The organism is Paraburkholderia sp. GAS206C (assembly GCF_050435645.1).
Lineage (GTDB): Bacteria > Pseudomonadota > Gammaproteobacteria > Burkholderiales > Burkholderiaceae > Paraburkholderia > Paraburkholderia phenazinium_B.
In genome coordinates this window covers 172,796-196,158 of sequence record NZ_JBNDKR010000001.1, presented here as the reverse complement: position 1 = coordinate 196,158, position 23,363 = coordinate 172,796, and the positions used below count along the sequence as shown (strand labels likewise).

At 60.7% G+C, this 23,363-nt stretch carries 23 protein-coding genes; 11 read left to right on the top strand and 12 right to left on the bottom strand.

Annotation, left to right across the window (positions count from 1 at the left end; all coding sequences use genetic code 11):
* The first annotated feature begins 32 nt into the window (after positions 1–32).
* Genes P3T20_RS00965 through P3T20_RS00940 form a run of 6 tightly spaced genes read left to right on the top strand, consistent with a single transcriptional unit; the run spans position 33 to position 5,414 of the window.
* The gene (locus tag P3T20_RS00965; protein ID WP_429285756.1) at positions 33–1,196 is read left to right on the top strand and encodes an amidohydrolase family protein; all 1,164 of its coding nucleotides are present in this window, start codon (positions 33–35) and stop codon (positions 1,194–1,196) included.
* Positions 1,193–2,236 carry an amidohydrolase family protein gene (locus P3T20_RS00960; protein WP_429285755.1) on the top strand — a complete coding sequence of 348 codons (1,044 nt, stop codon included), beginning with the start codon at positions 1,193–1,195 and terminating at the stop codon, positions 2,234–2,236. Before P3T20_RS00965 ends, P3T20_RS00960 begins: the two co-directional genes overlap by 4 nt.
* A gap of 29 nt (positions 2,237–2,265) precedes the next feature.
* Complete coding sequence (locus tag P3T20_RS00955) at positions 2,266–2,691, top strand: Rieske (2Fe-2S) protein (protein WP_429285754.1); 426 nt, start codon at positions 2,266–2,268, stop codon at positions 2,689–2,691.
* On the top strand, positions 2,684–3,643 hold the full coding sequence (locus tag P3T20_RS00950; protein ID WP_429285753.1) for a PDR/VanB family oxidoreductase: 960 nt from the start codon (positions 2,684–2,686) through the stop codon (positions 3,641–3,643). Before P3T20_RS00955 ends, P3T20_RS00950 begins: the two co-directional genes overlap by 8 nt.
* A 26-nt stretch (positions 3,644–3,669) precedes the next feature.
* Positions 3,670–4,449, top strand: coding sequence for a VOC family protein (locus tag P3T20_RS00945; RefSeq protein WP_429285752.1), 780 nt, complete (start codon positions 3,670–3,672; stop codon positions 4,447–4,449).
* Complete coding sequence (locus tag P3T20_RS00940) at positions 4,449–5,414, top strand: hypothetical protein (RefSeq protein WP_429285751.1); 966 nt, start codon at positions 4,449–4,451, stop codon at positions 5,412–5,414. The genes P3T20_RS00945 and P3T20_RS00940 overlap by 1 nt, the downstream gene beginning before the upstream one ends.
* Before the next feature lie 51 nt (positions 5,415–5,465).
* Here the strand turns inward: P3T20_RS00940 and P3T20_RS00935 are convergent, their stop codons facing one another.
* Positions 5,466–5,900: a MarR family winged helix-turn-helix transcriptional regulator gene (locus tag P3T20_RS00935; RefSeq protein WP_429285750.1), complete on the bottom strand. Its 435-nt coding sequence runs from the start codon at positions 5,898–5,900 to the stop codon at positions 5,466–5,468.
* Positions 5,901–6,043: 143 nt separating this feature from the next.
* Between P3T20_RS00935 and P3T20_RS00930 the strand changes: the two genes are divergently transcribed.
* On the top strand, positions 6,044–6,637 hold the full coding sequence (locus tag P3T20_RS00930) for a cysteine hydrolase family protein (RefSeq protein WP_429285749.1): 594 nt from the start codon (positions 6,044–6,046) through the stop codon (positions 6,635–6,637).
* Between the two features lie 115 nt (positions 6,638–6,752).
* Here the strand turns inward: P3T20_RS00930 and P3T20_RS00925 are convergent, their stop codons facing one another.
* The 7 genes from P3T20_RS00925 to P3T20_RS00895 all read right to left on the bottom strand — a co-directional run bounded on the left by P3T20_RS00925 (position 6,753) and on the right by P3T20_RS00895 (position 13,318).
* Positions 6,753–8,174 carry an alginate export family protein gene (locus P3T20_RS00925; RefSeq protein WP_429285748.1) on the bottom strand — a complete coding sequence of 474 codons (1,422 nt, stop codon included), beginning with the start codon at positions 8,172–8,174 and terminating at the stop codon, positions 6,753–6,755.
* A 14-nt stretch (positions 8,175–8,188) separates the two neighbouring features.
* Positions 8,189–8,902, bottom strand: a complete 714-nt coding sequence (locus P3T20_RS00920; RefSeq protein WP_429285747.1) for a YoaK family protein — start codon at positions 8,900–8,902, stop codon at positions 8,189–8,191.
* A gap of 57 nt (positions 8,903–8,959) precedes the next feature.
* On the bottom strand, positions 8,960–9,892 hold the full coding sequence (locus tag P3T20_RS00915; RefSeq protein ID WP_074268788.1) for a glyoxalase: 933 nt from the start codon (positions 9,890–9,892) through the stop codon (positions 8,960–8,962).
* A 15-nt stretch (positions 9,893–9,907) separates the two neighbouring features.
* Positions 9,908–10,363, bottom strand: a complete 456-nt coding sequence (locus tag P3T20_RS00910; protein WP_429285746.1) for a DoxX family protein — start codon at positions 10,361–10,363, stop codon at positions 9,908–9,910.
* A 1-nt stretch (position 10,364) separates the two neighbouring features.
* Entirely contained in the window at positions 10,365–12,266 is a 1,902-nt protein-coding gene (locus P3T20_RS00905) for an amidohydrolase (RefSeq protein WP_429285745.1), read from the bottom strand.
* Positions 12,263–12,553 (bottom strand): XapX domain-containing protein, encoded by a 291-nt coding sequence (locus tag P3T20_RS00900; protein WP_074268785.1) that lies wholly within the window; start codon positions 12,551–12,553, stop codon positions 12,263–12,265. Before P3T20_RS00900 ends, P3T20_RS00905 begins: the two co-directional genes overlap by 4 nt.
* Positions 12,554–12,664: 111 nt before the next feature.
* Positions 12,665–13,318, bottom strand: coding sequence for a hydrolase (locus P3T20_RS00895; protein WP_429286176.1), 654 nt, complete (start codon positions 13,316–13,318; stop codon positions 12,665–12,667).
* 288 nt (positions 13,319–13,606) lie between these two features.
* On the opposite strand from P3T20_RS00895, the gene P3T20_RS00890 reads away from it, so the two are divergent.
* Positions 13,607–14,527 (top strand): LysR family transcriptional regulator, encoded by a 921-nt coding sequence (locus P3T20_RS00890; RefSeq protein WP_074268784.1) that lies wholly within the window; start codon positions 13,607–13,609, stop codon positions 14,525–14,527.
* Positions 14,528–14,587: 60 nt separating this feature from the next.
* Positions 14,588–15,355 (top strand): hypothetical protein, encoded by a 768-nt coding sequence (locus P3T20_RS00885; RefSeq protein WP_429285744.1) that lies wholly within the window; start codon positions 14,588–14,590, stop codon positions 15,353–15,355.
* A gap of 241 nt (positions 15,356–15,596) precedes the next feature.
* Here the strand turns inward: P3T20_RS00885 and P3T20_RS00880 are convergent, their stop codons facing one another.
* Positions 15,597–16,406, bottom strand: coding sequence for an alpha/beta fold hydrolase (locus P3T20_RS00880; protein ID WP_429285743.1), 810 nt, complete (start codon positions 16,404–16,406; stop codon positions 15,597–15,599).
* Between the two features lie 442 nt (positions 16,407–16,848).
* On the opposite strand from P3T20_RS00880, the gene P3T20_RS00875 reads away from it, so the two are divergent.
* Complete coding sequence (locus P3T20_RS00875) at positions 16,849–19,053, top strand: OsmC domain/YcaO domain-containing protein (protein ID WP_429285742.1); 2,205 nt, start codon at positions 16,849–16,851, stop codon at positions 19,051–19,053.
* Between the two features lie 61 nt (positions 19,054–19,114).
* Here the strand turns inward: P3T20_RS00875 and P3T20_RS00870 are convergent, their stop codons facing one another.
* Positions 19,115–20,203: a fatty acid desaturase gene (locus tag P3T20_RS00870; protein WP_429285741.1), complete on the bottom strand. Its 1,089-nt coding sequence runs from the start codon at positions 20,201–20,203 to the stop codon at positions 19,115–19,117.
* A 242-nt stretch (positions 20,204–20,445) separates the two neighbouring features.
* Here P3T20_RS00870 and P3T20_RS00865 point away from each other — a divergent pair, with 242 nt between their 5' ends.
* The gene (locus P3T20_RS00865; protein ID WP_429285740.1) at positions 20,446–20,940 is read left to right on the top strand and encodes a MarR family winged helix-turn-helix transcriptional regulator; all 495 of its coding nucleotides are present in this window, start codon (positions 20,446–20,448) and stop codon (positions 20,938–20,940) included.
* A 99-nt stretch (positions 20,941–21,039) separates the two neighbouring features.
* On the opposite strand, the gene P3T20_RS00860 is transcribed toward P3T20_RS00865, so the two are convergent.
* Together P3T20_RS00860 and iaaH are read right to left on the bottom strand one after the other, a co-directional pair.
* A complete protein-coding gene (locus tag P3T20_RS00860; RefSeq protein WP_074268778.1) occupies positions 21,040–21,780 on the bottom strand; it encodes a CDP-diacylglycerol diphosphatase in 741 nt (246 codons plus the stop codon).
* 101 nt (positions 21,781–21,881) lie between these two features.
* Positions 21,882–23,336: an indoleacetamide hydrolase gene (gene iaaH / locus P3T20_RS00855; RefSeq protein WP_429285739.1), complete on the bottom strand. Its 1,455-nt coding sequence runs from the start codon at positions 23,334–23,336 to the stop codon at positions 21,882–21,884.
* Positions 23,337–23,363: the final 27 nt, after the last annotated feature.

Sequence of the window (23,363 nt, the reverse complement as noted above, 5' to 3'; positions counted from 1 at the left end):
GCGACAGCAACATATTGCCGGGAGGAAACAGCATGACGACAGCAACACTTACAAGGCCGCAAGCCCAGGACAATCGACTCGATACAGTGGATATCAAAGTAATCGATACGGATGTCCATGTGGAACCTCGCTCGTTCGATGAGCTCATCCCCTATCTGGATGCACCGTGGCGCGACCGCGCCAATCTCATCGATGCCGTGCCGTGGAGTCGCTCGACCTACAAGACGCTCGACGGTGGCGGTCGAAAGGATGCGTATCCGGAGAAAGGTGATATCGGGTCCGATCCTGAGATGGTTGGCCGGCAACTCTTCGTTGACGACCCGATTGACTTCGCGATGCTATTGCCGTGGAGTTTTCGCGGCTTGACCGTCGATCCGCGGCTGGATACGGCGCTGGCGTCGGCGGTGAACAAGTGGCTGGCCGACACCTGGTTATCAAAGTACAACGCTGAGAGTCGATACTTTGGCGCGATTACGGTTTCGGTCGACGATCCAGTTGGCGCGGCTCGTGAAATCGACAAGTGGGGCGGCCATCCCGCGTTTCGACAGGTGCTGATTGGCCACTATGGACCAAGACCTTTCGGTCACCCGTCCTACGATCCGATCTGGGAAGCCGCTGCACGACACGGGCTTCCGATTTCGATGCACTTCCGGGGTGGCGCTACGCAACCCCTTGGTTGGACGTCGACGGGTCCGCTGCAGTACTTCGTTGAATACCATTCATTGATTGCGCCGATGGCCTATGCATCTCATATGGTCAGCTGGATTTGCAACGGTGTTCTTGATCGGCATCCTGAGATGAAAGTCGTTTTCGTCGAGGGCGGGTTCTTGTGGTATCGCCCCGTGGTGGATCGGCTGCAACGTCAATGGAAAATGACCGGGCACGAGCTTTCGCTGCGGAAGACGCCGCTCGAGTACGTGCACGACCACTTCCGGTTCGCGTCGCAACCCATCGAAGAGAATACGGACTCGCAAAAAATTGCCGCTCTTTTCGAAGAAGCAAATGCCGCTGAACTGCTGCTATTTTCCAGCGACTATCCTCACTACGACTATGACCCTCCGAGCAGGGCACTTCCGCGTTCGCTCGATGCCGAGGTAAAGAAGCGGATCCTGTCTGAGAATGCACGCGTGCTCTACGATTTGCCGAAGACGAGGCCGGTGGACCGGTTTGATCGCGCGGCGGGAGGTCTGCAATGATCATCGATTGCGCAGTTCACCCCGTGCTGGGAGATGAGGAATTCAATCGGGAGATCGGCGGACCGTGGAATCTGCTCAAGTTGCCGCCGCTCTTCGGTGACCGATACCGGGCCCCACTCGATCAGTTGGCAGTCCCAGCCGCGGACGCATCCAGCCCGGCCGCGGTTGCGGAGCAACTTCGTCGCGCCGGAGTCGACTATGCGGTGCTGAGCCCGACGACTCGCGGATACTGGCCTAATCCGCAGCAGGCCACAGCGGTCGCACGCGCTGCCAACAAGCTGTTCGCTGAGAAGTGGCTGAATGCGCCCGAAGGTGAGGGACGATTCCTGGGCTCCATCCGCATCGCGCTGAACGATGTCGACGTGGCGCTGCGTGAGATCGACCGTTGGGCCGACGATGAGCGGTTCGTCCAACTGGTCGTGCCCGCGCGCGCCCTGGGTACCTACGGCGAGCAGCGTTTCTTTCCGATCTGGCGTACGGCGGTTGAACGAGGCCTCGCCGTCTTCATCCACGACGACCTGGGCACGCTGTGTGAGCCGCCGCCGTCACAGGTCGGCTTTCCTAGCCACTTTGCCGAGATTCACGCTATTCGGCCGATGTCGGCGATCGTGCATCTCACCAGCTTTATCGTCGCAGGTGTCTTCGAACGCCTGCCTGAGCTTCGCGTGGTTCTCGGCGATGTCAGCGTACATGCGGCGCGCTCACTGGCAATCAGAACGGACAAGGACTGGCAGTCCGATCGGCTCGAGGTTCCCTGGGTGAGCAAGGATCCAACGACGTACCTCGAGCGTAATGTTCGCTTCGTCACTCAACCCGACGACGAGATATCACCCCACAGCGGCAGAGCGGCTGGCACGATCGGCGGCGACAATTCCTCGCTTGTGGTGTTCGGCAGTCGCCATCCGTATTGGGACGGCGTGCGTGCGGACGATGTGTTCACGACGTGGTCCAGGGAAGACCGGGCTCGCTGTCTTGCCGAAAATGCGCTGCAGTTTTACCCGCGTCTTGCAGCACGGGTGTCGGCTGAAATGAGCTCGTGACCGGGCAGCACTGAACAGGAGGATTGAACATGCGCTATGTAGTGGGTCCGGTTGCCGACCTTCCGCCCGGCTCGTCAAAAGTAGTTTTCCCGGAAAGGGTGAAAAGTGGCGTCGGTGTATTCAACATCGATGGTGAGTTCTACGCACTAAAAAATACCTGCCCGCACATGGGCGGTCCTCTGTGTGTGGGTAAGATACGAGGCACCTCGGCGGCGGAAATGCCGCTGGATTGTCAACCCGAGGTGCATTGGGTGCGTCAAGGCGAGATTGTCTCGTGTCCCTGGCATCACTGGGAATTCGACATCAAGACGGGGCGAACGATTTTTGAATCGCGCCAGAAAGTGCGTACCTACCCGGTTTCGATTGAGACCGCGGAGGAGCTCGAGCGGCTCAAAGCCGGTGTCGAGACCATTCCGGTTTCGGTCGAAGGCGCTACGGTTGTCCTCGATGTCTGAGCGCGACTTCGAGCTTGTGATTACCCGTATGGACGTGGTCGCCAAGGGAGTTCTTCGTCTTACGTTGGCACGTCGGGACGAGGCCGAACTCCCGCCTTGGGAACCAGGTGCTCATGTGGACCTCCGTTTCGTCTCCAACGGTGTGGAGTACGTTCGGCAGTATTCCTTGTGCGGTCGGGTTTCCGACCGGCGACACTGGCAAGTGGCCGTGCTACGCACACCTGATGGACGAGGAGGTTCAGCTCACATTCATGCGGCCTTTTCGGAAGGGGACACGGTACGCGTCACGGGTCCCCGCAATAACTTTCCACTGGTGGCAGCGCAGTGCTATCTGTTCATTGCCGGCGGCATCGGAATCACGCCAATCATACCGATGCTCGCTGAAGTCTCCGCGTCCGATGTTGACTGGCGCCTTGTCTATTGTGGCCGGTCTGCTGAATCGATGGCTTTTAGCGATGACGTTGTAGCGTTCGGGAGGGACAGGGTCTTGCTTCACGAGAGTGAAACAAGTGGTTTGCTGGATCTGCCTGCGCTTATCGTCGGGACCGATTCCGAGACCGTGGTTTATTGCTGTGGGCCCGAGTCGATGCTGCGCGCAGTCGACGAGTGCTGCGCGTCATGGTCGGACGATAGGGTCCACGTCGAGCGGTTCACTCGTCGCGAGGATGGCTCCGAGAATTCGGACGCTGCATTTGAGGTCGAATTCGCGCGCTCTGGCCTTGTAGCAACGGTACCGGTTGACCGCTCGATCCTGGAAGTAGCCGAGGAACTTGGCGTGGGCATCGATTCGTCCTGCCAGGAGGGCGTTTGCGGATCGTGTGAAACAAAGGTGATCTGTGGGATACCCGATCATCGGGATTCGGTGCTCAGCGAGAAAGAGCGTGCTGCGGGCCAGACGATTATGGTCTGCGTTTCGCGATCATGCTCGGCTCGACTGGTTCTCGACGCATAGCGAAAGTGGTTAAATCAGGAGTATGAATGATGACTGCAATGGCTTCTAAAATTGAATTGCCTGCCTCCGGTGAGCAGCCGCGCCACCGGCGAATTCTGCAAGAATCCGGTCCGGCGACTGGCCGGATCTCGGGAATCAACCACCTGGTCCTGTTTGTTCAGGACATGAACGAAGGCGTACGCTTTTACCGGGATGTACTCGGTCTTCGGGTCGTGCGAACTGTTCGCTTCACTACCACTGCCGAAGGCCTGCGTTCTGCCGCTCACCATTCGAGCGGGCTGGCTGTTCAACAGGCCGATCCCTCGTCCGTCGCGGTAAAGATGACGGTTAGGCAGGTGTTCTTTGAGATGAGTAACGGCCTGTTGTTTTCGCTCTACGAGGCTCCCGGCGTCGCAAAGCGACCAGCCGCTCCAGTGAGCTCAGTCCTGTGGCCGGCGGCCGGTACAGAAAAATGGAGTCGGCCTACGGAGCCACAGAAGTTGGATCACCTGTCGTTCGACGTGCCCACGCACGCTGACATTGTGTGGTTCCGCGAGCATTTGCTCTCGCACGGCGTTGCAGTGTCTGATCTGTCCGAGCGGCGCGGCGCGAACAACACGCATCGGTTCATTTCCTCCATCTATTTCTCCGACCCCAGTGGCAACCCGCTAGAGATTTCGTCGTTCAATGCGCCTGGGGCCGGGTGGGAGTCATACGATTTCTCTACCTGGTTTATGGACGAAGATCCGGTTCCCGCGCTCCTCGACGTTAAGGGTGATCAAGGCCGGGCGCTTGTTCCGCACTGGGTTCGTGCGGCTACGGAGTGATGATGTTGATGAACTTTGAGGAAGTCACTGGCTGGGGTGGTGAGACCTGGGACCGCGACGTCACTGGAGTTGCAGTCGATTCTCACGACCGTGTTTATGTCCTGCGGCACGGTGACGTTCCGGTCACAGTTTTCCAATCTGACGGGACTGTTCTCGACCGTTGGGGCCAAGGTTGCTTCTCCAGGCGGCCGCACTTCATTTCAATCGGCAACGATAACAGGATCTACATCGCTGATGACGGTGGCCATCGAGTCTACGTGTTTGACCTTGCAGGGAGCCTGCTAGAAACGATTGGTAGCGGTTCTCCATCTGAGACGGGATACGACACGCACGCCCCGAACCCAGAGATTTCATTTGACCGGATAGAGGGTGGGCCGCCATTCAACAGGCCTACCAAGGCGGCTCCATGGCGAAATGGAGAACTCTTCGTTAGTGACGGATACCGCAATTGCCGTGTGCACCGATTTTCCGCGGATCGTCAGCTATTACATTCCTGGGGTGGACCTGGGGCCGGCGAAGGCTGCTTTGTTATTCCACACAGTGTCGCGGTTGACAACGAAGGGCGCGTTTTCGTCTGTGACCGGGAAAACGACCGGATACAGATTTTTTCCAGCGACGGCCTTTTGCTTGACGTTTGGAACGATGTGCAACGGCCCGCGGACGTCGCCCTCGATCGCCGGGGATACGTGTATGTAACGGAACTGCCACGCGGTCCACTAGACCTTAAGTCCTGGCGACTCGGGCGGGCAGGGCAAGAATCGCCCGGACGGGTGACGATACGGTCCTCGAATGGCACCATCGTTGCGAAAGTAGTTTGTCCTGGCGTGGAGTTCCTTGCGCCGCATGCGATCGCGGTCGACTCCACCGGTGCGATTTACGTGTCTGAGGTGCCTGAGTCCCTCGCGAATTACACCGGCAAGCCGCACCGGACGCATCGATGCTTACGCAAATTCGAGCCGCACTAGAGGCCGGAGCTCGCCAGGTTCGTCAGGTCGAGGCTGCGCACGCTTGGCGAACTATTCCCGCGTGTCGATAATTCTCTTGATGAGTGCCAATCCTCGGCGCAGCTCGTGACGTTCGACTTCCGTTAGCTTTTCAAGCATCACGGAATTCAACCAGTCTTCGCGGACTGCGAAAATACTTTCCAGCGTCTTGATGCCTTTGCGTGTCAGTTGGATCAATACTGTTCGACCGTCAGTCGGATGTGGCCGGCGTTCGACGAGTCCGTCGTTTTCGAGCGCTCGAACAGTGATTGTCATTGATTGCGGACGGACACGCTCGGCCGCGGCGAGGTCGTTCGTGCTTAGCGCGCCCTGGCGCTGAAGATGGCCAAGGACTGTGAGCTGCGATAACGGAGGGCCTGACTCAACTCGAATAAGTCTCGCGCCACGGCTTAAAGTCTCGCGAAGCTCGAACGCGAGCTCCGCAACGGAATCTCTGTTTTTTTGCATGTTTGATCAAAAATTGCGCCGCAGGATACCGCCACTTATATCCACGAGGTGGGATCCGTGAATGTATCACACGACGCGCACACGTTCGTGGAGGTGGTCGGGTCCAGCCTGCGCCATCTTCTGGTCTTTGAGGGAGTTTGTTCATGTCCGAAAAGTTTAGCCTTCATCCAGGTCAATCGGCCTTGCTTGTAATGGACTACCAGAAGATGCTTCTGGAAAACTATGTCCCCGCTGACCAGGTCGACACGGTGCTCGCCAACACGGCGGCCATGATCGCCGCCGCACGCATAGGCCGCATGGCGGTCATCTACGTGACGGTCGCGTTCAGACCTGGCCACCCGGAAGTCAGCGCGCGAAACCGGCTATTCATGCTGCTCAAGCAAAACGGCCTGTTCGCGCGTGGTGACGTGGATACGTCAATCCATCCGGCGCTCGCGCCAGCGGAGGACGAGCCCGTCGTCATCAAGCATCGCGTGGGCGCATTCACCGGGACGGACCTGGAGATACTGCTGCGTGCGAGCGGTATCGAGACACTCGTGCTCGCCGGCATCACGACGGCTGGCGTCGTGCTGTCGACCGTCAGACAGGCGTTCGATATGGACTATCGTGCGCTGGTCGCCGGCGACTGCTGTGCGGATCCCAATCCCGATGTACACCAGATGCTGCTCGACAAGGTCATTGCGCAGCACGCGGAGGTCGTTTCCGCGCGACGGATTATCGACGCCTTGTCTGTCTGATGTGGACCTGCCGGCGAGGGGCCGATACGTGTAGCCTTACCCATTCGCTGTAGCCCATTTCCAGAAAATTTCCCGAACGCTCCATGTATCCCAGCAATTCCAGGACAACAGCGGATTACCAGCCATATTTGAGTTCGACACCGACGTAATCGGCATTGCTGCCGCCCACGCTCCGGATGGAATTGCCGACCTGGAAATGGACCGCTTCGACCGAGCCGATCAGGTTGTCAGCGATCGTCCAGTCTGCCCGTAGCTGCGCGTACATGCCCGTCCACCGGGTGCCGTGCCCCGCGGTACCGGGCACGATGGCGTTACCCTGCTGGTACACGGCGTCGCCCGTCGTCTCGCGCCACTGGAAACCGAGTGCGGCCAGCAACGCGAGACGGCTCGACGGCTTCAGCGTAATCGATGGCTTGATGTGGATGATGTTCGCATAGCCCGTATAACCCGCCAGCGTGAAGTAGTAACCGTTCGGAAAGAGCGGATTGAACGTTTCCACTCGTCCGTCGTTGGGATGCCGGTCACCGGATGCCGCGTCGATCTGGATGCCGAGGCGCGGTGTCCACGGTGCGTCGAGCGTGTAGCCGGCAAGCGAGCCGACCGCCCACGCGCCGATCGTCTTGCTGCCGACATGGCCGGTCTGCCACATCGATTCCACGTCCCAGTCGGCACGTCCAGTTTTCCCCGCATATCTCAGGTCGAACACGTTCCGATGCTCATCGCCGGTTGCGTCGAGAAACTGCGCATTGCTCCGGCTGTACAGCGAGTAGTATCCGGAGAGATCGCCCGGCCCGGCATCCTGACGCTCGAAGCGTACGCCGCTGAACGTGAGGTGCTGGTTCGATGCATCGTCGAACGCCGAGACGTCGCCGTTCTGCACCGGCTGCGTCGCGTAGCCGATGAAGCGCCACTTGCCGTTTTCATAGTCGGCCCAGACGGCATCGTAGGTCTGCCGCACGTTCGGGCCATCGCGAACGGAGATGAATCGCTGCAGGTCGAACGCCATTTCCTGACGGCCGAGGCGAAGTTTTACCGTTCCGCCTGCCAGTTGCCCAACCCACGCGACGAAGGCCTGCTCCAGATCCAGCGGGTTCTTGTCGACCGGCGAGACGGTGTCCTTGCCGAACGCTCGCGCATCCTCCAGTTGGACAAAGAACTGGAAATGCTGCGCTATATATGCATCGGCACTGACCTGAGCCCGTTGAATCAGATACGTATCCGAATGTCCCACGCCGATGCCGAAAAGCGGCGCATCGTTGACCTCGACGCGCTCCCGCAGATTCGCGCTAAGAGACAGGTACGAATCCGGATCGCCGCCAAGGGGCATGTATTTGAGTCCATCCAGCGGCTTTGCCGGCACGCACGGATTCGCCAGAACCGACCAGTCTTCCTGCCACCGGTTGAACAATACCGACGGCCGCGGAACCGTACAATCCGACGCCAGCTCATCGGCGTTCGCGTATGACCCGGCATTCAGGACAAGCGTGATCGCGACGATGTACGGCGAATACCGAAACAGCGGCGGGACATTGCGCATACGCAATCTCCCGATCATCGGGGCGAATCCGGCATCGCTTCGCGATCGGCCGTGTCCGCCCCGTCGCGGCGCGCGGCGAGTGCCAGCCAGACGAGCAACGCAAAGGGCAACAGCAGCGCCCAGAACGAAACATGCCGGTATGCAAGCGCGCCGGCAATGGCGCCCACACCGAAACATGCTACTGCCTGCAGCGTCTTGCCAAAGCGTGTGCGGACGGCCGTCTTCGCGTCGGCCGCCATCTCGGAAGAAACGAGTTCGATCGCGTCGAGCACAGCCTGGGTGACGTTTCCTGTCATGACGGTATTCGGTACGCCGCCACGGACAATCAGACGTCCGTGCGCATTCTGTACACCCATCGCTGCAGCGCCCAGCATCCCGCACGCGACGACCGGCAGGCTGCCTGCGCTGATAACCGGCTCAGCGCCGACTCCAGAGAGGCAGAAAGCCAGCAGCAGCAACGCCTGAGCGGCATACAGCAACGCTGCGCTGCAGTTCGCTCCCTGCGGTCGCGCGACCTTCACGAGCGCGCTGCTCAACCCCACCCCAGCGATGAACGCGGGGAACGCCATCAGCTTCATGAATACGCCCTGTCCGAAACCCGCAACGTCCGCGCCGATCAGCACGAAGTTGCCGGTCACATGCGCCGTGAACAGACCGAAGAGGGCCACGAAGCTGAGCGTATCCACATAGCCGGCAATCGCCGCGAGTATGTTGTCTTCCGGTTTCATCGCCGGTGTCCGGTTAAATGGATGTCGTGCAAGAAGTACCCACGGCGCACGTTGCTGTTAATGGGCCACCGAGTGAATCTCGGCGATATAGCCACCCGGGAATTGCACGAGTGCCGCTTCGCGCTGGTCGGCTGAGAACGGCGGGACCAGTACCTTCGCGCCCGCGGCATCGGCCTTTTTCAGCGTGTCGGCGAGGTCAGTCACTTCGTAGCCGGTCGTCTCCCGGCCGAACGGCCAAGGCAGATGGCCGTCCGTTACCAGCACGGTCATCTTGCCGAAGCCCGACTCGATGCGCACGCGCCGATACGTGTCGTCCGGCCGACCGATTTCGACGCCCGGCGCATTGCGCTCATCGGAGACAACCTTGCCGTGCGAGAACGCGACGAAGTTGTGGATCAGCGAATCGGCACGCTGCGGCGACACATAGACGCGGTTCTCCGGCACGGTCTGCAGCGGGTCGTAGTGCGGCGCCTGCGTGTGCCAGTACAGTTGCATGTGCACACCGCCCGGCCATTCGACGATCGCGTCGCGGCCGATAGGGTCGGGGAACGTCGCGACCTTCACGTCGGCGCCGTGGAGTTTCGCGGATTTGACCGCGGCGTCCATGTCGGTGACGAGATAGCCTGTACGCTCGTCGCCGAACGGCCAGGGAACAGGCGTCTTGAAGCCGAATACCGAAACCGTGCCGACCGGTGTGAAGACAAGCTGCGACATGGTCTGGCTCGGCGTGGGCGTCACCTGAAACACGCCTTGCTGTGACTTGTGGCCGCCGAAGGTTGCGACGAGGCTGTCCGTGAAGCGGTCGAAGTCCTCGGGGGCGACATAGACGTGCGTTGTATCGTATTGTGGTCCGACGGCAATGGACGGCCTCGCCGGATGCAGTGCAGCAAGCACGCCGCTGTTCGCCGGAGGCGTCGCGGTAGCGGGAAACGACATCGCGACGCTGGCTGAAACCAGAGCGGTCGCGATCAGGGAACGGATCATTGGCATGGTATTGGAGTCCCTTTAGTGTTTTTGCTGGGAGCGGGCATCGCCGCGCCGGCCATACAGATCGGAGAGCCGTGCCACCATGATGAGGGCGGCGATCAGTCCCAGGTGTTCGAAAAAACTGTTGGTCGCCGAAAAGCGCACGTTGCCCGCCGCGTTCCAGAAGTCGTTGGCGACGAGCATGGCGATGGCCGTCAGACAGGCCAGTCCACCCGCGCCCAGCCAGACCAGCCGGTTCGCGATCACGCAGACCGACCCGCCAAGCTCGACGGCGATCGCAAGCGCCGCCCAGAGCCATCCCGGACGAAGCCCGAAATGTTCCTGCTCGGCGACGGCCGCGGGAAAATGCACGAGCTTGGTCACGCCGCCGAGGACGTACGCCGACACCAGCGCCGCGCGCGCCACCGGCAGGAGCCAGCGCCATTCGAGGATCGCGCTCACCCAGCCGGGGTTGCCTGCTTTGAGGGTGCTCACGTCAGACCGCCCAGCACGCGCACCCGAGCGCGCCCCAGAATGCGTTCAGGTCGGAGGTCGGAGCATTGCCCGACCACGCACGCGCGTGACTGTGGCCGTGCACCGGGCAGGCAGTGGAGCAACCACACGCCGCGGCGGCGACCTGTTGCAACGTGGATTCGCCTTCGCTGCGCGAGCCGGCAGTGTCCTTCCACGCCGCGAAGCCGCCGAACCGGCGCACCGGCGACCAGTCGGGCATCGCGGGCGGCGGCGCGCTGTCGTCGAGAGGGCCGAATTCGCCCGCGCCGTACACCACGCGTCCGCCGACGATCGTCAGTTCCGATGTCGTCTGCGCAATCTCGTCCTCCGCGCAGGCGAAGAAGTCGCGGTCTGGCACGATCAGATCGGCGAACTGGCCGACCGCAATCTGGCCTTTCTTGCCCTGCTCGTTGGAGAACCAGGCGACCTTCTCGGTCCACATGCGCAGCGCCGTCTCGCGATCGAGGCAGTTGCGCCGCGGATAGAGACGCAGACCGGCTACCGTCATGCCGGTCACCAGCCACGCAAGCGAGACCCAGGGGTTGTACGAAGCGACTCGTGTCGCGTCGGTACCGGCTGAAATCTTCACGCCCTTTTCGAGCAGCTTCGCGACCGGCGGCGTGGCCTCCGCTGCTGGCGCTCCATAACGCTCGACGAAGTACTCGCCCTGATACGCCATACGGTGCTGCACAGCAACGCCGCCGCCAAGCGCGGCGATACGGTCTATCGAACGTTCCGAGATCGTCTCCGCGTGATCGAAGAACCAGTTGATGCCGGTTAGTGGAATATCGCGGTTGACCTTCTCGAAGACATCGAGCGCCCGGCTGATCGTCTCGTCGTAGGTGGCGTGAAGGCGCCACGGCCAGCGGTTTTCGGCCAGCACGCGCACCACTTCCTCGAGTTCGCCCTCCATCTGGGGCGGCATGTCCGGACGCGGCTCGCGGAAGTCTTCGAAGTCGGCGGCGGAGTAGACAAGCATTTCTCCCGCGCCGTTGTGCCGGAAGTAATCGTCGCCCTGCTTGTATTTCGAAGTCCTGGTCCAGTCGAGGAAGTCCTGCTTCTCCGCTTTGGGCTTTTGCGTAAAGAGGTTGTAGGCGAGACGGATGGTCATCTGTCCTTCGTCGGCCAGCTTCTGGACGACCTCGTAGTCGTCCGGGTAGTTCTGAAAGCCGCCGCCTGCGTCGATGACGCCCGTGATGCCGAGCCGGTTCAGCTCGCGCATGAAGTGACGGGTCGAATTCAGTTGATAGTCGAACGGCAGCTTCGGCCCTCGCGCGAGCGTCGCGTAGAGAATCGACGCGTTGGGCTTCGCGAGCAACAACCCGGTCGGGGTGCCCTGGCTATCGCGCGTGATCTGGCCGCCCGGCGGCTCGGGCGTGTCCTTCGTATAGCCGACGACGCGCAGCGCGGCCGCATTCAGCAACGCCCGGTCGTAAAGGTGAAGGATGAAGACCGGCGTATCCGGCGCAACGGCGTTCAGCTCCTCGATGGTCGGCAGTCGCTTCTCTACGAACTGCTGCTCGGTGAAGCCGCCAACCACACGCACCCACTGCGGTGGCGGCGTGACAGCAACCTGGCGCCTGAGCATGTTCATTGCGTCGGCGAGCGAGCGCACGCCGTCCCAGCGCAGTTCCATGTTGAAGTTCAACCCGCCGCGTACGACGTGCGTGTGGTTATCGATGAGACCAGGCAGAACCAGCCGGCCCTTCAGGTCGATCACACGAGTCGTCGCGCCGGCAAGCGGCACAACCTCGGCATCGTCGCCGACGGCAACGAACTTGCCCTCCCGGATTGCAACGGCGCTCGCTATCGGCTTCGCGCGATCGAGCGTCGTGAAGCGGGCGTTGCGCAGTACGAGATCGGGAGTGGTGTGAGAGGTAGTCATGAACGGTTCTCCTCAGTGTCGGTCGTCGCGCGTCGCGCCTGCTCTGAAGCCTGGCGGCCCGGCAGCATGCCGAAGACGTGGCTCGTGCAATGAGCGTCATGCCACGCGGCCGACAGGGTGGTTCCTGACAGGAGGCGCTTCGCGACCGGTATCACCTGCTCGCCGCCGAGCATGCCGAGCAGGCCAAGCAGTGCGATGAGCGGTGGTGCCGGCGAGCGCACGTTGATCAGGCTATAGATGACGCCGACGAGGACGCCGGCTCCCAGGGAGAGCAGATAGACCTTCATGGGTGGGCTGACTTCGCTTCGTCGGAGTTGGGTCGGAAAGCGGACGGCGGCCCGCGCTTTGCGCCGGGTCGAGGGCCGCAATTTTTATAGTGCGTGCGGTGCGTGTGAGGATCAGTGACCCTCGCTGCCGCCGAACATCGTCTTCGCGTAGACCAGGCCGAGTCCATAGCCGCCGCCATGCTGGATCGCGGTGGCAACGGTCTGGTTGTAGGTCTCGCTGCGAGCCCAGTCGCGCTGCAACTCGAGCAGATATTGCAGTGAGGTCATCGGGCGCGCGCCTGCCTGAATGACGCGCTGCATCGCGCGCTCGTGAGCTTCGTCGGTGACGTCGCCGCTCGCGTCAGCGATCACGTACACTTCGAAACCCTGGTCGAGCGCGGACAGCGCCGGGCCGACGACGCACACGGTCGTCCACAGGCCCGCAATCACGATGCGCGACTTGCCGATGGCATTCACGCGGTCGGTGATGCGCGCGTCTTCCCAGGTGTTCATCGAAGTGCGGTCGATGAACTCCTCGCCGGGAAACACCGAACTGATCTCGTCGAAGATCGGACCGGAGAACGTCTTCGCAGCAACGGTTGTGACAATCGTCGAAACGGAGAACTCCTTCGCCGCCTTCGCCACCAGCGCTACGTTGTTGCGCAGCACGACCGGGTCGATCGACTTTGTCGCGAAGGTCATCTGCGACTGGTGGTCGATGAGGATCAGCGTGTGGTCGGAAGGGGACAAAAGCAACTTTCCGGGTTTGGCTTGAGCTTGGGGCATCATCGTCTCTCGATTGGAAGGAGTGGACACGCAGCGGCCCGCGACTCGTCGGGTCGCGGCAGCACGCCCGCAGGAGATCGGCGAGCCGGTCATCCATACGTACTGAGCATCGTTGGCTGTCGGGCGCGCAAACATGCTGCCGTGACGCAGGCGTGTCGCTTGCATTGAAGCGTTGCGAAGCGCCCTTAGGTCCGATCCGTCTGCACCGTGCTCAGTAGCGCTGATACTATTTGAGCGTTGCCAATCAAGAAATAGAATGAATGGAATTGAACCTATGCCAGATCTTTCATGAACACTCTTCCTGACCTTGAAGCGTGGGCAATTTTTGCCCGCGTCGCCGACGCTGGTTCGTTTGCGAAAGCCGCGGAAGCACTCGGTATGTCGCAACCCACCGTATCGAAAGCCATTGGCCGGCTGGAACAACGGCTGGGAACGGCGCTGCTTTACCGGACTTCGCGGCGGCTTTCGCTCACACCTACCGGCGAGATGGCGCGCGAGCGCGCGATCCGCATCCTGAACGATGGCGAAGCCGTGGAAGCCGAGGCTTCCGCCCAGGCGCTCACGCCGCAGGGCATCGTGCGTGTTACCGCGCCCATGTCGTTCGGGCTCAAATATCTGGCTCCGCTGATCCCTGCGTTCCTTGACCGCTACCCGGACGTCGGCGTCGACCTCTCGCTCAGCGATCATCTGGTCGATGTGGTGGCCAGCGGGCTCGACGTGGCCATTCGCATCGCAGAACTGGAGGATTCCTCACTACGTGCTCGGCGGTTGTGCGCGGTGCGCAGGCCGTTGGTCGCGTCGCCCGCCTATCTCGACAATCACGGGCGCCCTGGTCATCCGCGAGAACTGGAACGGCATGCGTGCCTGATCTACACCAACCTGCCAACGCCGGACCTGTGGCGCTTCCGTCACGCGTCGGGGGAAGAGTGCGCGGTGCCGGTAAGCGGCAGGATCAGAAGCAACAATGCGGACGTGATTGGTCCCGCGCTTCTCGCCGGACGGGGCCTCGCGCTGCAGCCCGAGTTCATCGTCTGGGATGCCCTGAAACGTGGCGAACTGGAAGAGGTTCTGCCTGAATGGCGTATAGCGGACATTAACGTGAACCTCGTGACTCCACCGGGTATTCTGCGGCCGGCACGCGTGACGGTGTTGCTGGACTACCTGGCCGAATGCCTGTTGGTTGCGCCGTGGGCGGTGACCGGCACATGACGGCACGATCATCGTCGCAACGGAGTGCCACGACGTCGACCAACCGCCTGGAGGCTTGAGATGCCCGTATCTCTCGCCCAGCTCTGGCGGCGCTGGTGGCCCCGCGCGCTGGCGCCAATCGCACCAGCGGACGCCCACGAGACCGTCAGCAGGCTTGGCGAAGCCGACACGACAGACTGGATGCCCTCCAGCCGCCCATCACCACCTTTCCGTCTCGATGTCTGCTTCGAGGCGCCTCACTACGTGCCGGGCTGGATGCTGGCCGACGGGTCGCGCGAGACTCCGCCGGTCGCATTGACGCCATTCGCGAATGATTTTGGGTACGTCCGCGCCGAAACCGCGATCGGTCAGGAGGCGACCCTCGCGGAGCATTACCGTCGCATTCTGCTGGCCGCGCCCTCATGGCGCCAGTGGCGTGAAGCCCACCGTGGCTGCTTCGATGTTGACCTCGTCATATGCATCGAGGGCGAGCACGAACTGCGGCTCGAGATGTTCAATGGCGCGGCATGCGGCGCCGGCGAACTGCTTGCCCTTTTGGCCGATGTCGACGCGCCGCCGGACACGCTCTACGACAATCTCGACCAGGGGTGGGCGCTGCGCATGGTCACGACGCCGGATGCGGTATTCACATTGGAATGGGATTGGGAGCGCCCGGCTGCAGACGATTGCCCGCGCGCACTCCGGTTCCCCCGCAGGAAACTGGCCGCGCAGGCAGGCGATGCGTTGGCACGGCTGCGGCACGTGCACGGAACGCTTGTGCGGGATCTCGGAGCCGATCTGTGGAACCAGCCGCCCGAGCCGGAACGTAAACCGAAGACCAGACGCTGAGGCGCAGTACGATAGGTCGGACCTGCCTATGTCGTGCAACCGGATTTCGTGTTTTCACCCTGATATGCAAAATCGCAATGACGGATACGTCTGATACGATTCATGGATGAAGATGCAGACCCCCAAGGGGGGAAGCGCTCTGCCTCCCGGGCAATCGCCAGCCGTTAGGCTCCTGCCGACTGAGCTTTTTCCAGGCCCAAGGAAGCGAAGCGCTTTGTCGACAATGGCCTTTTAGTCAGGCTCATTCGGGGACGACGTACCCAAGAAAGCAGGCGATTCGCTTCCACATTTCAACGGGATTTGAGTACATCGGAAAATGCCCCGACTGTGAAATGCACGCGAGAGTCACGCCCGATTTCTCCAGATGCGGAAGGTATGAGAGATGGGCGTTTTGCTCGCCATACATGAACATCTTGCGACACGACAATCCGACGAACTTCGCTAGCAAGTCGCCGTGGTCGGATAGTTCGACCATCGACATGAAGATGCTTTGCACGGCTTCTGCGCGGACTTTGTGCTTGAGGCTCGACGCGTGCAGCGAGCTTGAAAGATCGACGCCACCCCAGTTCCGGTCGATGAATTCCGTAAAGAACCGGTGAGGGTCATCGGAAGAATGGCTCACGATTTGCCGGCTCAGAAAACAATCCTCAGACGCGACGTTACCCTCGATGTTGACAAAGCTCAGCACACGACTGCCTTCTTCATGTGCGAGCAGCAACGATGTCAGACCACCCATTGAATGGCCGACCAGATGGAGTCGTTCGATATCAAAGCGGCTCAACACTGCGCGAGCGGTGTCAACAAGGAATGGCACAGATATCGCCGATAGTTCGCCACATTCGCTCTCGCCGCAGCCTGGCGCATCGTAGGCGATGAACGGTCGTCCATCAAACGCGGACAGTCTCGCGATGTCCGCGTAATCTTCTTTGGTGGAGCCGAATCCGTGGAGAAAGACAATCGGCTCGCCGACACCTTGCCTGTGCATAGACGAGATGCGCAAATCCACTCCTCGAACCCGCAGATCAAGCTTTTCTCTCTTGACGTCGACCATAGATGCTCTCCAAAAAAGCAAGGTGATGGCGCAACGGAGCACCGCGTGATGCCACATGTCTCAGCCGGGTATCATGAAGTCACGAGCTTAATAGGTAAAGTTTCGATTCCATATCTCTGTGATACGAATCTCCAGTCGTTCCCCATATACGGAAGTCGCGAGAATAGCCTTTGATAAAGGCAAGCAGATCCGGGTTGATCACATCGGCGTGAGTGGTGAGCACGCCGTGCGGGTAGCCGGGGTAGACCGCAGCGTTGCGTTTTTGACAAGCTTGGTCGGCGGAGGAACGCCCCCCCACAAGGACTCAGCCCCGCGATTGACGGCCGGGTGGGAGTAGAATTCGCGGTAGGAAACGTCATTCGCTAGTTGATTGGCTATTGTTAAAGCCCAGTTTTTACGGCGCTTTATATTTTGTCTTGAGTACCATTTTTGGAATTTCGCCGTGGAAATTAAAGTCAACTTTCTCGATAAGCTACGTCTCGAAGCCAGGTTCGATGACTTCACGGTAGTGGCAGACCAGCCTATCCGTTATAAGGGCGATGGCTCGGCGCCTGGACCCTTCGATTATTTTCTGGCCTCATCGGCCTTGTGCGCAGCTTACTTCGTGAAGTTGTACTGCGTAACCCGCAATATTCCTACCGAAAATATCCGTCTGTCGCAGAATAATATTGTTGATCCGGAAAACCGGTACCAACAGATTTTCAAGATTCAGGTTGAGTTGCCGGCGGACATCTCGGACAAAGATCGCCAGGGTATTTTGCGTTCCATCGACCGTTGCACGGTCAAAAAAGTGGTGCAAGCCGGACCCGAGTTTGTGATTGAAGAGGTGGAGAATCTGGATGCCGATGCCCAGGCGTTGCTGACTCTAAATCCCGATCCCGAGGCTCGCACCAATATTCCAGGCAAAGACCTGCCGTTGGAGCAAACCATCGCCAATATGTCGGGTATTTTGGCGGACTTGGGCATGAAGATTGAAATCGCTTCGTGGCGCAATATCATTCCCAATGTGTGGTCGCTGCATATCCGCGATGCACACTCGCCGATGTGTTTTACCAATGGCAAGGGATCGACCAAGGAAAGCGCGTTGGCGTCGGCGTTGGGAGAGTTTATCGAGCGTCTGAATTGCAACCATTTCTATGGCGGTGCATTTTGGGGCGAAGACATCGCCAATGCGGAGTTTGTCCATTACCCGAACGAGCGCTGGTTCAAGCCCGGCCGTAAGGACACACTGCCGGCTGAGATTCTGGATGCGTACTGCCTGGAGATTTACAACCCCGATGGCGAGTTGCGCGGCTCGCATCTGATCGACACCAACTCCGGCAACGTGCAGCGCGGTATCTGTTCGCTGCCGTTTGTGCGGCAGTCGGACGGCGAAGTGGTGTACTTTCCGTCCAACCTGATCGAAAACCTATATGTCAGCAATGGCATGAGTGCCGGTAATACGCTGGCCGAAGCGCAGGTGCAATGTTTGTCCGAAATTTTCGAACGGGCGGTGAAGCGCGAAATTCTGGAAGGTGAAATCGCCTTGCCTGATGTGCCGAGCGAAGTGCTGGCGAAATACCCTCGCATTCTGGCGGGGATTCAGGGATTGGAAGAGCAGGGCTTTCCGGTGCTGGTCAAGGATGCGTCGCTGGGTGGGACCTATCCGGTAATGTGCGTCACCTTGATGAACCCGCGCACAGGCGGTGTCTTTGCTTCGTTCGGCGCGCACCCAAGCTTCGAGGTGGCGCTGGAACGGAGTCTGACGGAATTGCTGCAGGGGCGTAGCTTTGAAGGTCTGAACGATCTACCTCCGCCCACCTTCGTCAGTAACGCCGTGACCGAACCAAATAACTTCGTCGAGCACTTCATTGATTCCAGCGGCATAGTGTCGTGGCGCTTTTTCAGCGCCAAAGCGGACTTCGAATTTGTCGAGTGGGATTTTTCTGGCCAGGGTGGAAACTCAAACGCCGACGAAGCAAAAACCTTGTTCGGCATTCTCGAAGACATGGGGAAAGAATCTTACATGGCGGTGTATGACGAGCTGGGTGCCGTCGCTTGCCGGATTCTGGTGCCCGGTTATTCGGAAGTTTACCCGGTAGAAGATTTGATCTGGGATAACACAAACAAGGCGCTGTTGTTCCGCGCCGATATTTTGAATTTGCATCGACTGGACGATGCCGCCCTGGCGGCACTGCTCGATCGGTTGGAGAACAGTGAGCTGGACGAGCACTCCGATATTGCCACTTTGATCGGCATCGAATTTGACGAGAATACGGACTGGGGGCAGCTAACAGTTCTCGAGTTGAAGCTGCAGATTCATCTCGCCTTGCAGCAATTTGAGGCGGCGCAGGAACTGGTGGGCGCTTTCCTGCAGTACAACGACAACACGGTCGAGCGCGGATTGTTTTACCAGGCGTTGAATGTAGTGCTGGAGGTGCTGCTCGATGACGACCTGGAACTGGACGACTACGCGGTCAACTTCCGCCGGATGTTTGGCAACGCCCGGATGGACGCGGTCATGGGGGCGGTGGACGGCAGCGTGCGCTTCTTCGGATTAACGCCAACGAGTATGAAACTGGAGGGGCTCGATAGGCACCACCGCCTGATCGACAGCTACAAAAAATTGCATAAGGCACGGGCCAATGTGGCGGCCACAACCAGTTAGGGGCGCGGGTCATGGCTGGATGCGATCATGCTGTTCATACATGGAGTAGCGGGCGCGGATCTTATAGGACTTGTCTTGCGCGTTGGCGTTCAGCAGTAGCGGGTGGGTTAGCTTCACGGAGTTCTCCTCGGGGGACAACGGCCATGTATTTAGCCCGCAATTTACCCGCAAAACTGGCGGAAGCAGGTTGATTCCTTTGGATGAGATCGGGCAGACTGTCATGCACCGGATGCACAACCGGAGCGAATGCAAAAAGCCTTAGCCATTCGCTATAACCGTGCACCAGAAAACCTCCTGAGCGCTCCATGTATTGCTGGCGGCAGGTCGCATAGACGTTCCGTAGTGCAAACCATGGCACATGCGGAAGATCATGATGTACAGCATGATAGTTGTTATTCAGAAACAGCAGACGCCAGAACCACGCAGCTTCGTTGAGCACGGTGCGGTGCTCGACAGCCTCGGCTGCACGATGCTCGTAGAACGAGCGGATCGAACTCAACGACAGCGCGCCGTAGCCGACGCCCAGCATAAACAGCCACACAGATATTCCGCAGGCTGTGTGCAGCCACCACGCAAGGCCACCGAGTGACACGCCATGCGCAAGCCACAACGGAACCTCGCGCCAGTCGCCACGACCGACCTTACGCATCGCGTCGATGGTTGTCGCAGCAATCGCGAAGGCCGGCCCTACCAGCAGGCGCCCAACAAAAGTATTGCGTAACATTAGCAGCGCGCGTGTCGCGGTGCCTGCACGTCGCCACGTTTCGCCGGTGACGAAGTAGCTTTCCGGGTCGTGCTCGGGCCGTGTCAAATGCACGTCGTCGTGATGCCGCAGATGCGAATTGCGGTAGATGCCATACGGGAACCAGACAGCGAGCGGAGCGAAACCGAGAAGACCATTGACGAGGCGCGAGCGGGTAGGGTGGCCGTGTAGCAGTTCATGCTGCAGCGACATGTACCAGGCGCTCAGCAGCGCCAGCAGACCGGTGGTGAGCGGCAGTCCCAGGCTGCGCGCGTGCGTCGCGACGCTGAACCATCCCCCGTAAATCGTGACGATCAACACCCAGGTCGGCCATTCTGTGCGCCATGCCCAGCTCGCGCTCATGCGCGTCAGGGCTTCGCGTTGCTTGTCGTCGAGGTAAATCGCCATCGGCAGAGTACGGGTCGGACCGGATCGGGATGCAGGAAGCGTCAGCGGACGCGTTAAAACCGATCGTACGGGGACCTGCGCCGGTGACGAACCAATTTGTTGCGCAAAGCATCTGCAAAAAAGCGCTTAGGGCGGTAGGGCGGTTGTCGGAGCCCGCTGTCAGCGCACGGCGTTACCGGTTAATATCAGAGCACGAACGTTAAAATATTCGAGTTCTGATACTTTCCAAACCTCTGATACCCATGCACAAACCGGCCACCATACACGATCGACCTGACATACCCCGCATCGGCGAGGGCAAGCGCGGTGAGGAGGGGTATATCGGCTACCTGCTGCGTCAGGCGGGGGGCGCCCACCGGTTACGCATGGAGCGGGCGCTCGCCGACCTCGGCGTGACGCCGCCGCAGTTCACGGTGCTGACGATGCTGGTGGCGTATCCCGGGCTGTCAAATGCGGACGTCGCCCGCCTTGCCATGCTCACGCCGCAAACCGTCAGCGTGATCGTCGCGAATCTGCTGCGCAGTGGCGCGATCGCCCGGCGGCCTCATGCGGTTCACGGCCGCATTCAGCATATCGATGTCACCGAGGCCGGCAAGGCGCTGCTCAAGCAATGCCGCTCACGCGTGAAAGCGATCGAGCAGCAGATTCTCGCGGGCTTCAGCGCCGATGAGGAGAGTGTGATTCGCCGCTGGCTAGTGAGCGTTGCTGTTGAGGGCGGTTCGAACGAGGTCGAGTGAACGTGGCTGACTGGCGAGGTTGATTAGCGCGGCTGGCGCGTGACTGACCAGGTGGCCGTCAGCCTCGTGGCAGCCAACCGCCCAGCAGCCGACTGCGCACTAATGTGCGTCGGCCAGATGGCACTCGTGATCGAGTAACCCCTCTGCCGTGCCCGTGCCGTTGTCCACATCCAGTCCGCTATTGAGCACGAGCCAGCCGTCCTGATCGGCGGAAGGCCCCGCGCCGGTGACGAGGATCGTCTGCGTCGCCATCGACTGCGAGTCCGGGTGATCGCGCGCAACGATGCGGAACGGGTCGTTGTCCTGCGACAGACTGGTGACGCGCATGATCCGGTAGCGAACGCCGTCTATCGTCTCCCAGTGCCACTGGCCAGGTTGATCGCGGCGGTAAGGCGCCAACGCGTCGATGATATCCGTCCGCATGCAATCCATATGAATATGCAATTGCTGTTGCGATCGGCGGAACTCTGAATTGATTTCCAGTCCGAACTGATCGGCGGCGAGCGGCTTCTTGAGCGATGCTTCCACGGTATTGCGTGAACTCCAGCCGTCGGCCCAGTAGTCCGGCGCATCGGGCGCCACGATGCTCGGGCTTTCGATTCCGGTGACACGCTCAGTCGGAATCAGCAGATGCTGGCTGCGTCCGCTGATGTCTTTCAGAATCGCGTAGTGGTCGGCCAGATCCACGCTCGTACATTGACCGGGATGACCGCTGGCGCGCGCTTCGGGCACGCATTGTCCGCCGACGATTTTCCATAGCGCGTCGGGATCGGCCGCAGCAAGCTCGGCGCAACTGCTCGCTACGACGGCGACAGCCACCAGAGCGGCTGCCTTGGCCATCACGAGAGGTGCGCGACCGCTGAATCTGCTTCCGGTCCTTACCACGCGAGCTGACTCGCGCAAGCGGCCGTCAGCGGCCGCTGAAACTTTCCGCGCGCGCATCAAAGGGTCGGCGCCGGTAATGTGCCGAGCAACTGCTCGAACGCCACGCCGATAGCCAGCAGCCGCCGGTCGCTTCCAAGCGGTCCGTCCAGTGCGAGACCGACCGGCAGACCTTCAGCGGTCAAGCCTGCAGCCAGCGACAGGCCCGGAATGCCTGCGTTGCTGGCAGGCTGAACATTGCGCAGATAAGCGTCCATTTCGTCGATGGGTACTCCGCCGTTGATCGATACGGCCGACGAACCTGCGAGGTCATCGATCGGCACCGCGGCGAGGCGGGTGGTTGGGAACAACAGCGCATCGAGCTGTTGCGTGGCGAAGGTCTGGGCATACAGTTGCTGAAGCTGCGGCCGCCACACGGTGAGGGCATCCTGATACTCATGGGCGAGCGGGTCGGCAAGCACCGCATCGTAGATGTCGCGTACATCCGGACTGGCAATGCGTGCCGCCAGTTCGGCCAGCGTTTTGACCGGCGCATCGTTGGCGACGAGCCATGCCGGCACATCCAGATGAGCTTCGTGAATCGCCACCGCCGAGCTGACCTTGCTGCTCAGTGGCAACAACTCGCCCATCTCGACCGGCACCAGCGTCACACCGGCCGCTTCGAGCCGCGTCAGCGCGTCCCGCACGACGTCTTCCAGCGCGTACTCCAGGCCGTCCCATAGCGGCGCCGGCAAGCCGATGCGCAGACCGCCCAGCGCAACCTCAGGCAACGGCCCGGCGCCGCTCACGACGCCGTCCAGCAGCGCAATGTCGGCGACGTCGCGCGCCATGGGCCCGACGGTGTCGCGCGTATGGCAGATCGGCACCACGGCGTCCGGATCGTGATAGCGGCGCTCTTCGCCTCCGTCGCCTACCGATGGACGAAGGCCCGCAGTACCGGTTAGCGCTGCAGGAATGCGGACGGACCCGCTCGTATCGGCGCCGAGTCCGGCTGGTACGATGCGCGCCGCAATGGCAGCGGCGGTGCCGCCCGAGGAGCCGCCCGGAATCAGGCCCGGATCGTAAGGGTTGCGAACGTGACCGGCATGCGGCGCGAAGTTCGTACTGGTGATGCCGCACGCCAGTTCGTGCATGTTGGCCTTGCCGAGCACGATTGCGCCCGCGTCGAGCAGGCGCTGCACGGTGGGCGCGTTCGCGCGCGGCACGAAGTTCTCCAGCGCGGGCGTGCCGGCCGAAGTGACAAGCCCTTCCGTATTGATGTTGTCTTTGACAACGATTGGCAGACCCGCAAGCGGCAATGCCGAGCGCGCTTCAGGTGTCATGGCGTCGATCCGCCTGGCCGCATCGAGTGCGCCCTCCATGTTGAGCGCAGTGAGGGCGTTGAGGGTCGAAAGCGCCGCAGCGCGAGCGAGTAGTGTGGCGACATAGTCCGTGGCTTTCAGCCGGCCGGTCTGGATCGCAGTCACCGCTTGCGTTGCCGTTAGGGCCAACTGTTCGTCGACGGTCCATGTCATGCGTGAGATCTCCTCGAATGACGCCTA

Coding starts and splice junctions, on each gene's coding strand:
- P3T20_RS00885 (WP_429285744.1), top strand. CDS start 14,588: ATGCCCGTATCTCTCGCCCAGCTCTGGCGGCGCTGGTGGCCCCGCGCG.
- P3T20_RS00935 (WP_429285750.1), bottom strand. CDS start 5,900: ATGCAAAAAAACAGAGATTCCGTTGCGGAGCTCGCGTTCGAGCTTCGC.
- P3T20_RS00860 (WP_074268778.1), bottom strand. CDS start 21,780: ATGGCCAAGGCAGCCGCTCTGGTGGCTGTCGCCGTCGTAGCGAGCAGT.
- P3T20_RS00950 (WP_429285753.1), top strand. CDS start 2,684: ATGTCTGAGCGCGACTTCGAGCTTGTGATTACCCGTATGGACGTGGTC.
- P3T20_RS00890 (WP_074268784.1), top strand. CDS start 13,607: ATGAACACTCTTCCTGACCTTGAAGCGTGGGCAATTTTTGCCCGCGTC.
- P3T20_RS00940 (WP_429285751.1), top strand. CDS start 4,449: ATGATGTTGATGAACTTTGAGGAAGTCACTGGCTGGGGTGGTGAGACC.
- P3T20_RS00865 (WP_429285740.1), top strand. CDS start 20,446: ATGCACAAACCGGCCACCATACACGATCGACCTGACATACCCCGCATC.
- iaaH (WP_429285739.1), bottom strand. CDS start 23,336: ATGACATGGACCGTCGACGAACAGTTGGCCCTAACGGCAACGCAAGCG.
- P3T20_RS00915 (WP_074268788.1), bottom strand. CDS start 9,892: ATGCCAATGATCCGTTCCCTGATCGCGACCGCTCTGGTTTCAGCCAGC.
- P3T20_RS00945 (WP_429285752.1), top strand. CDS start 3,670: ATGATGACTGCAATGGCTTCTAAAATTGAATTGCCTGCCTCCGGTGAG.
- P3T20_RS00895 (WP_429286176.1), bottom strand. CDS start 13,318: ATGCCCCAAGCTCAAGCCAAACCCGGAAAGTTGCTTTTGTCCCCTTCC.
- P3T20_RS00870 (WP_429285741.1), bottom strand. CDS start 20,203: ATGGCGATTTACCTCGACGACAAGCAACGCGAAGCCCTGACGCGCATG.
- P3T20_RS00920 (WP_429285747.1), bottom strand. CDS start 8,902: ATGAAACCGGAAGACAACATACTCGCGGCGATTGCCGGCTATGTGGAT.
- P3T20_RS00925 (WP_429285748.1), bottom strand. CDS start 8,174: ATGCGCAATGTCCCGCCGCTGTTTCGGTATTCGCCGTACATCGTCGCG.
- P3T20_RS00965 (WP_429285756.1), top strand. CDS start 33: ATGACGACAGCAACACTTACAAGGCCGCAAGCCCAGGACAATCGACTC.
- P3T20_RS00955 (WP_429285754.1), top strand. CDS start 2,266: ATGCGCTATGTAGTGGGTCCGGTTGCCGACCTTCCGCCCGGCTCGTCA.
- P3T20_RS00960 (WP_429285755.1), top strand. CDS start 1,193: ATGATCATCGATTGCGCAGTTCACCCCGTGCTGGGAGATGAGGAATTC.
- P3T20_RS00900 (WP_074268785.1), bottom strand. CDS start 12,553: ATGAAGGTCTATCTGCTCTCCCTGGGAGCCGGCGTCCTCGTCGGCGTC.
- P3T20_RS00905 (WP_429285745.1), bottom strand. CDS start 12,266: ATGACTACCTCTCACACCACTCCCGATCTCGTACTGCGCAACGCCCGC.
- P3T20_RS00930 (WP_429285749.1), top strand. CDS start 6,044: ATGTCCGAAAAGTTTAGCCTTCATCCAGGTCAATCGGCCTTGCTTGTA.
- P3T20_RS00880 (WP_429285743.1), bottom strand. CDS start 16,406: ATGGTCGACGTCAAGAGAGAAAAGCTTGATCTGCGGGTTCGAGGAGTG.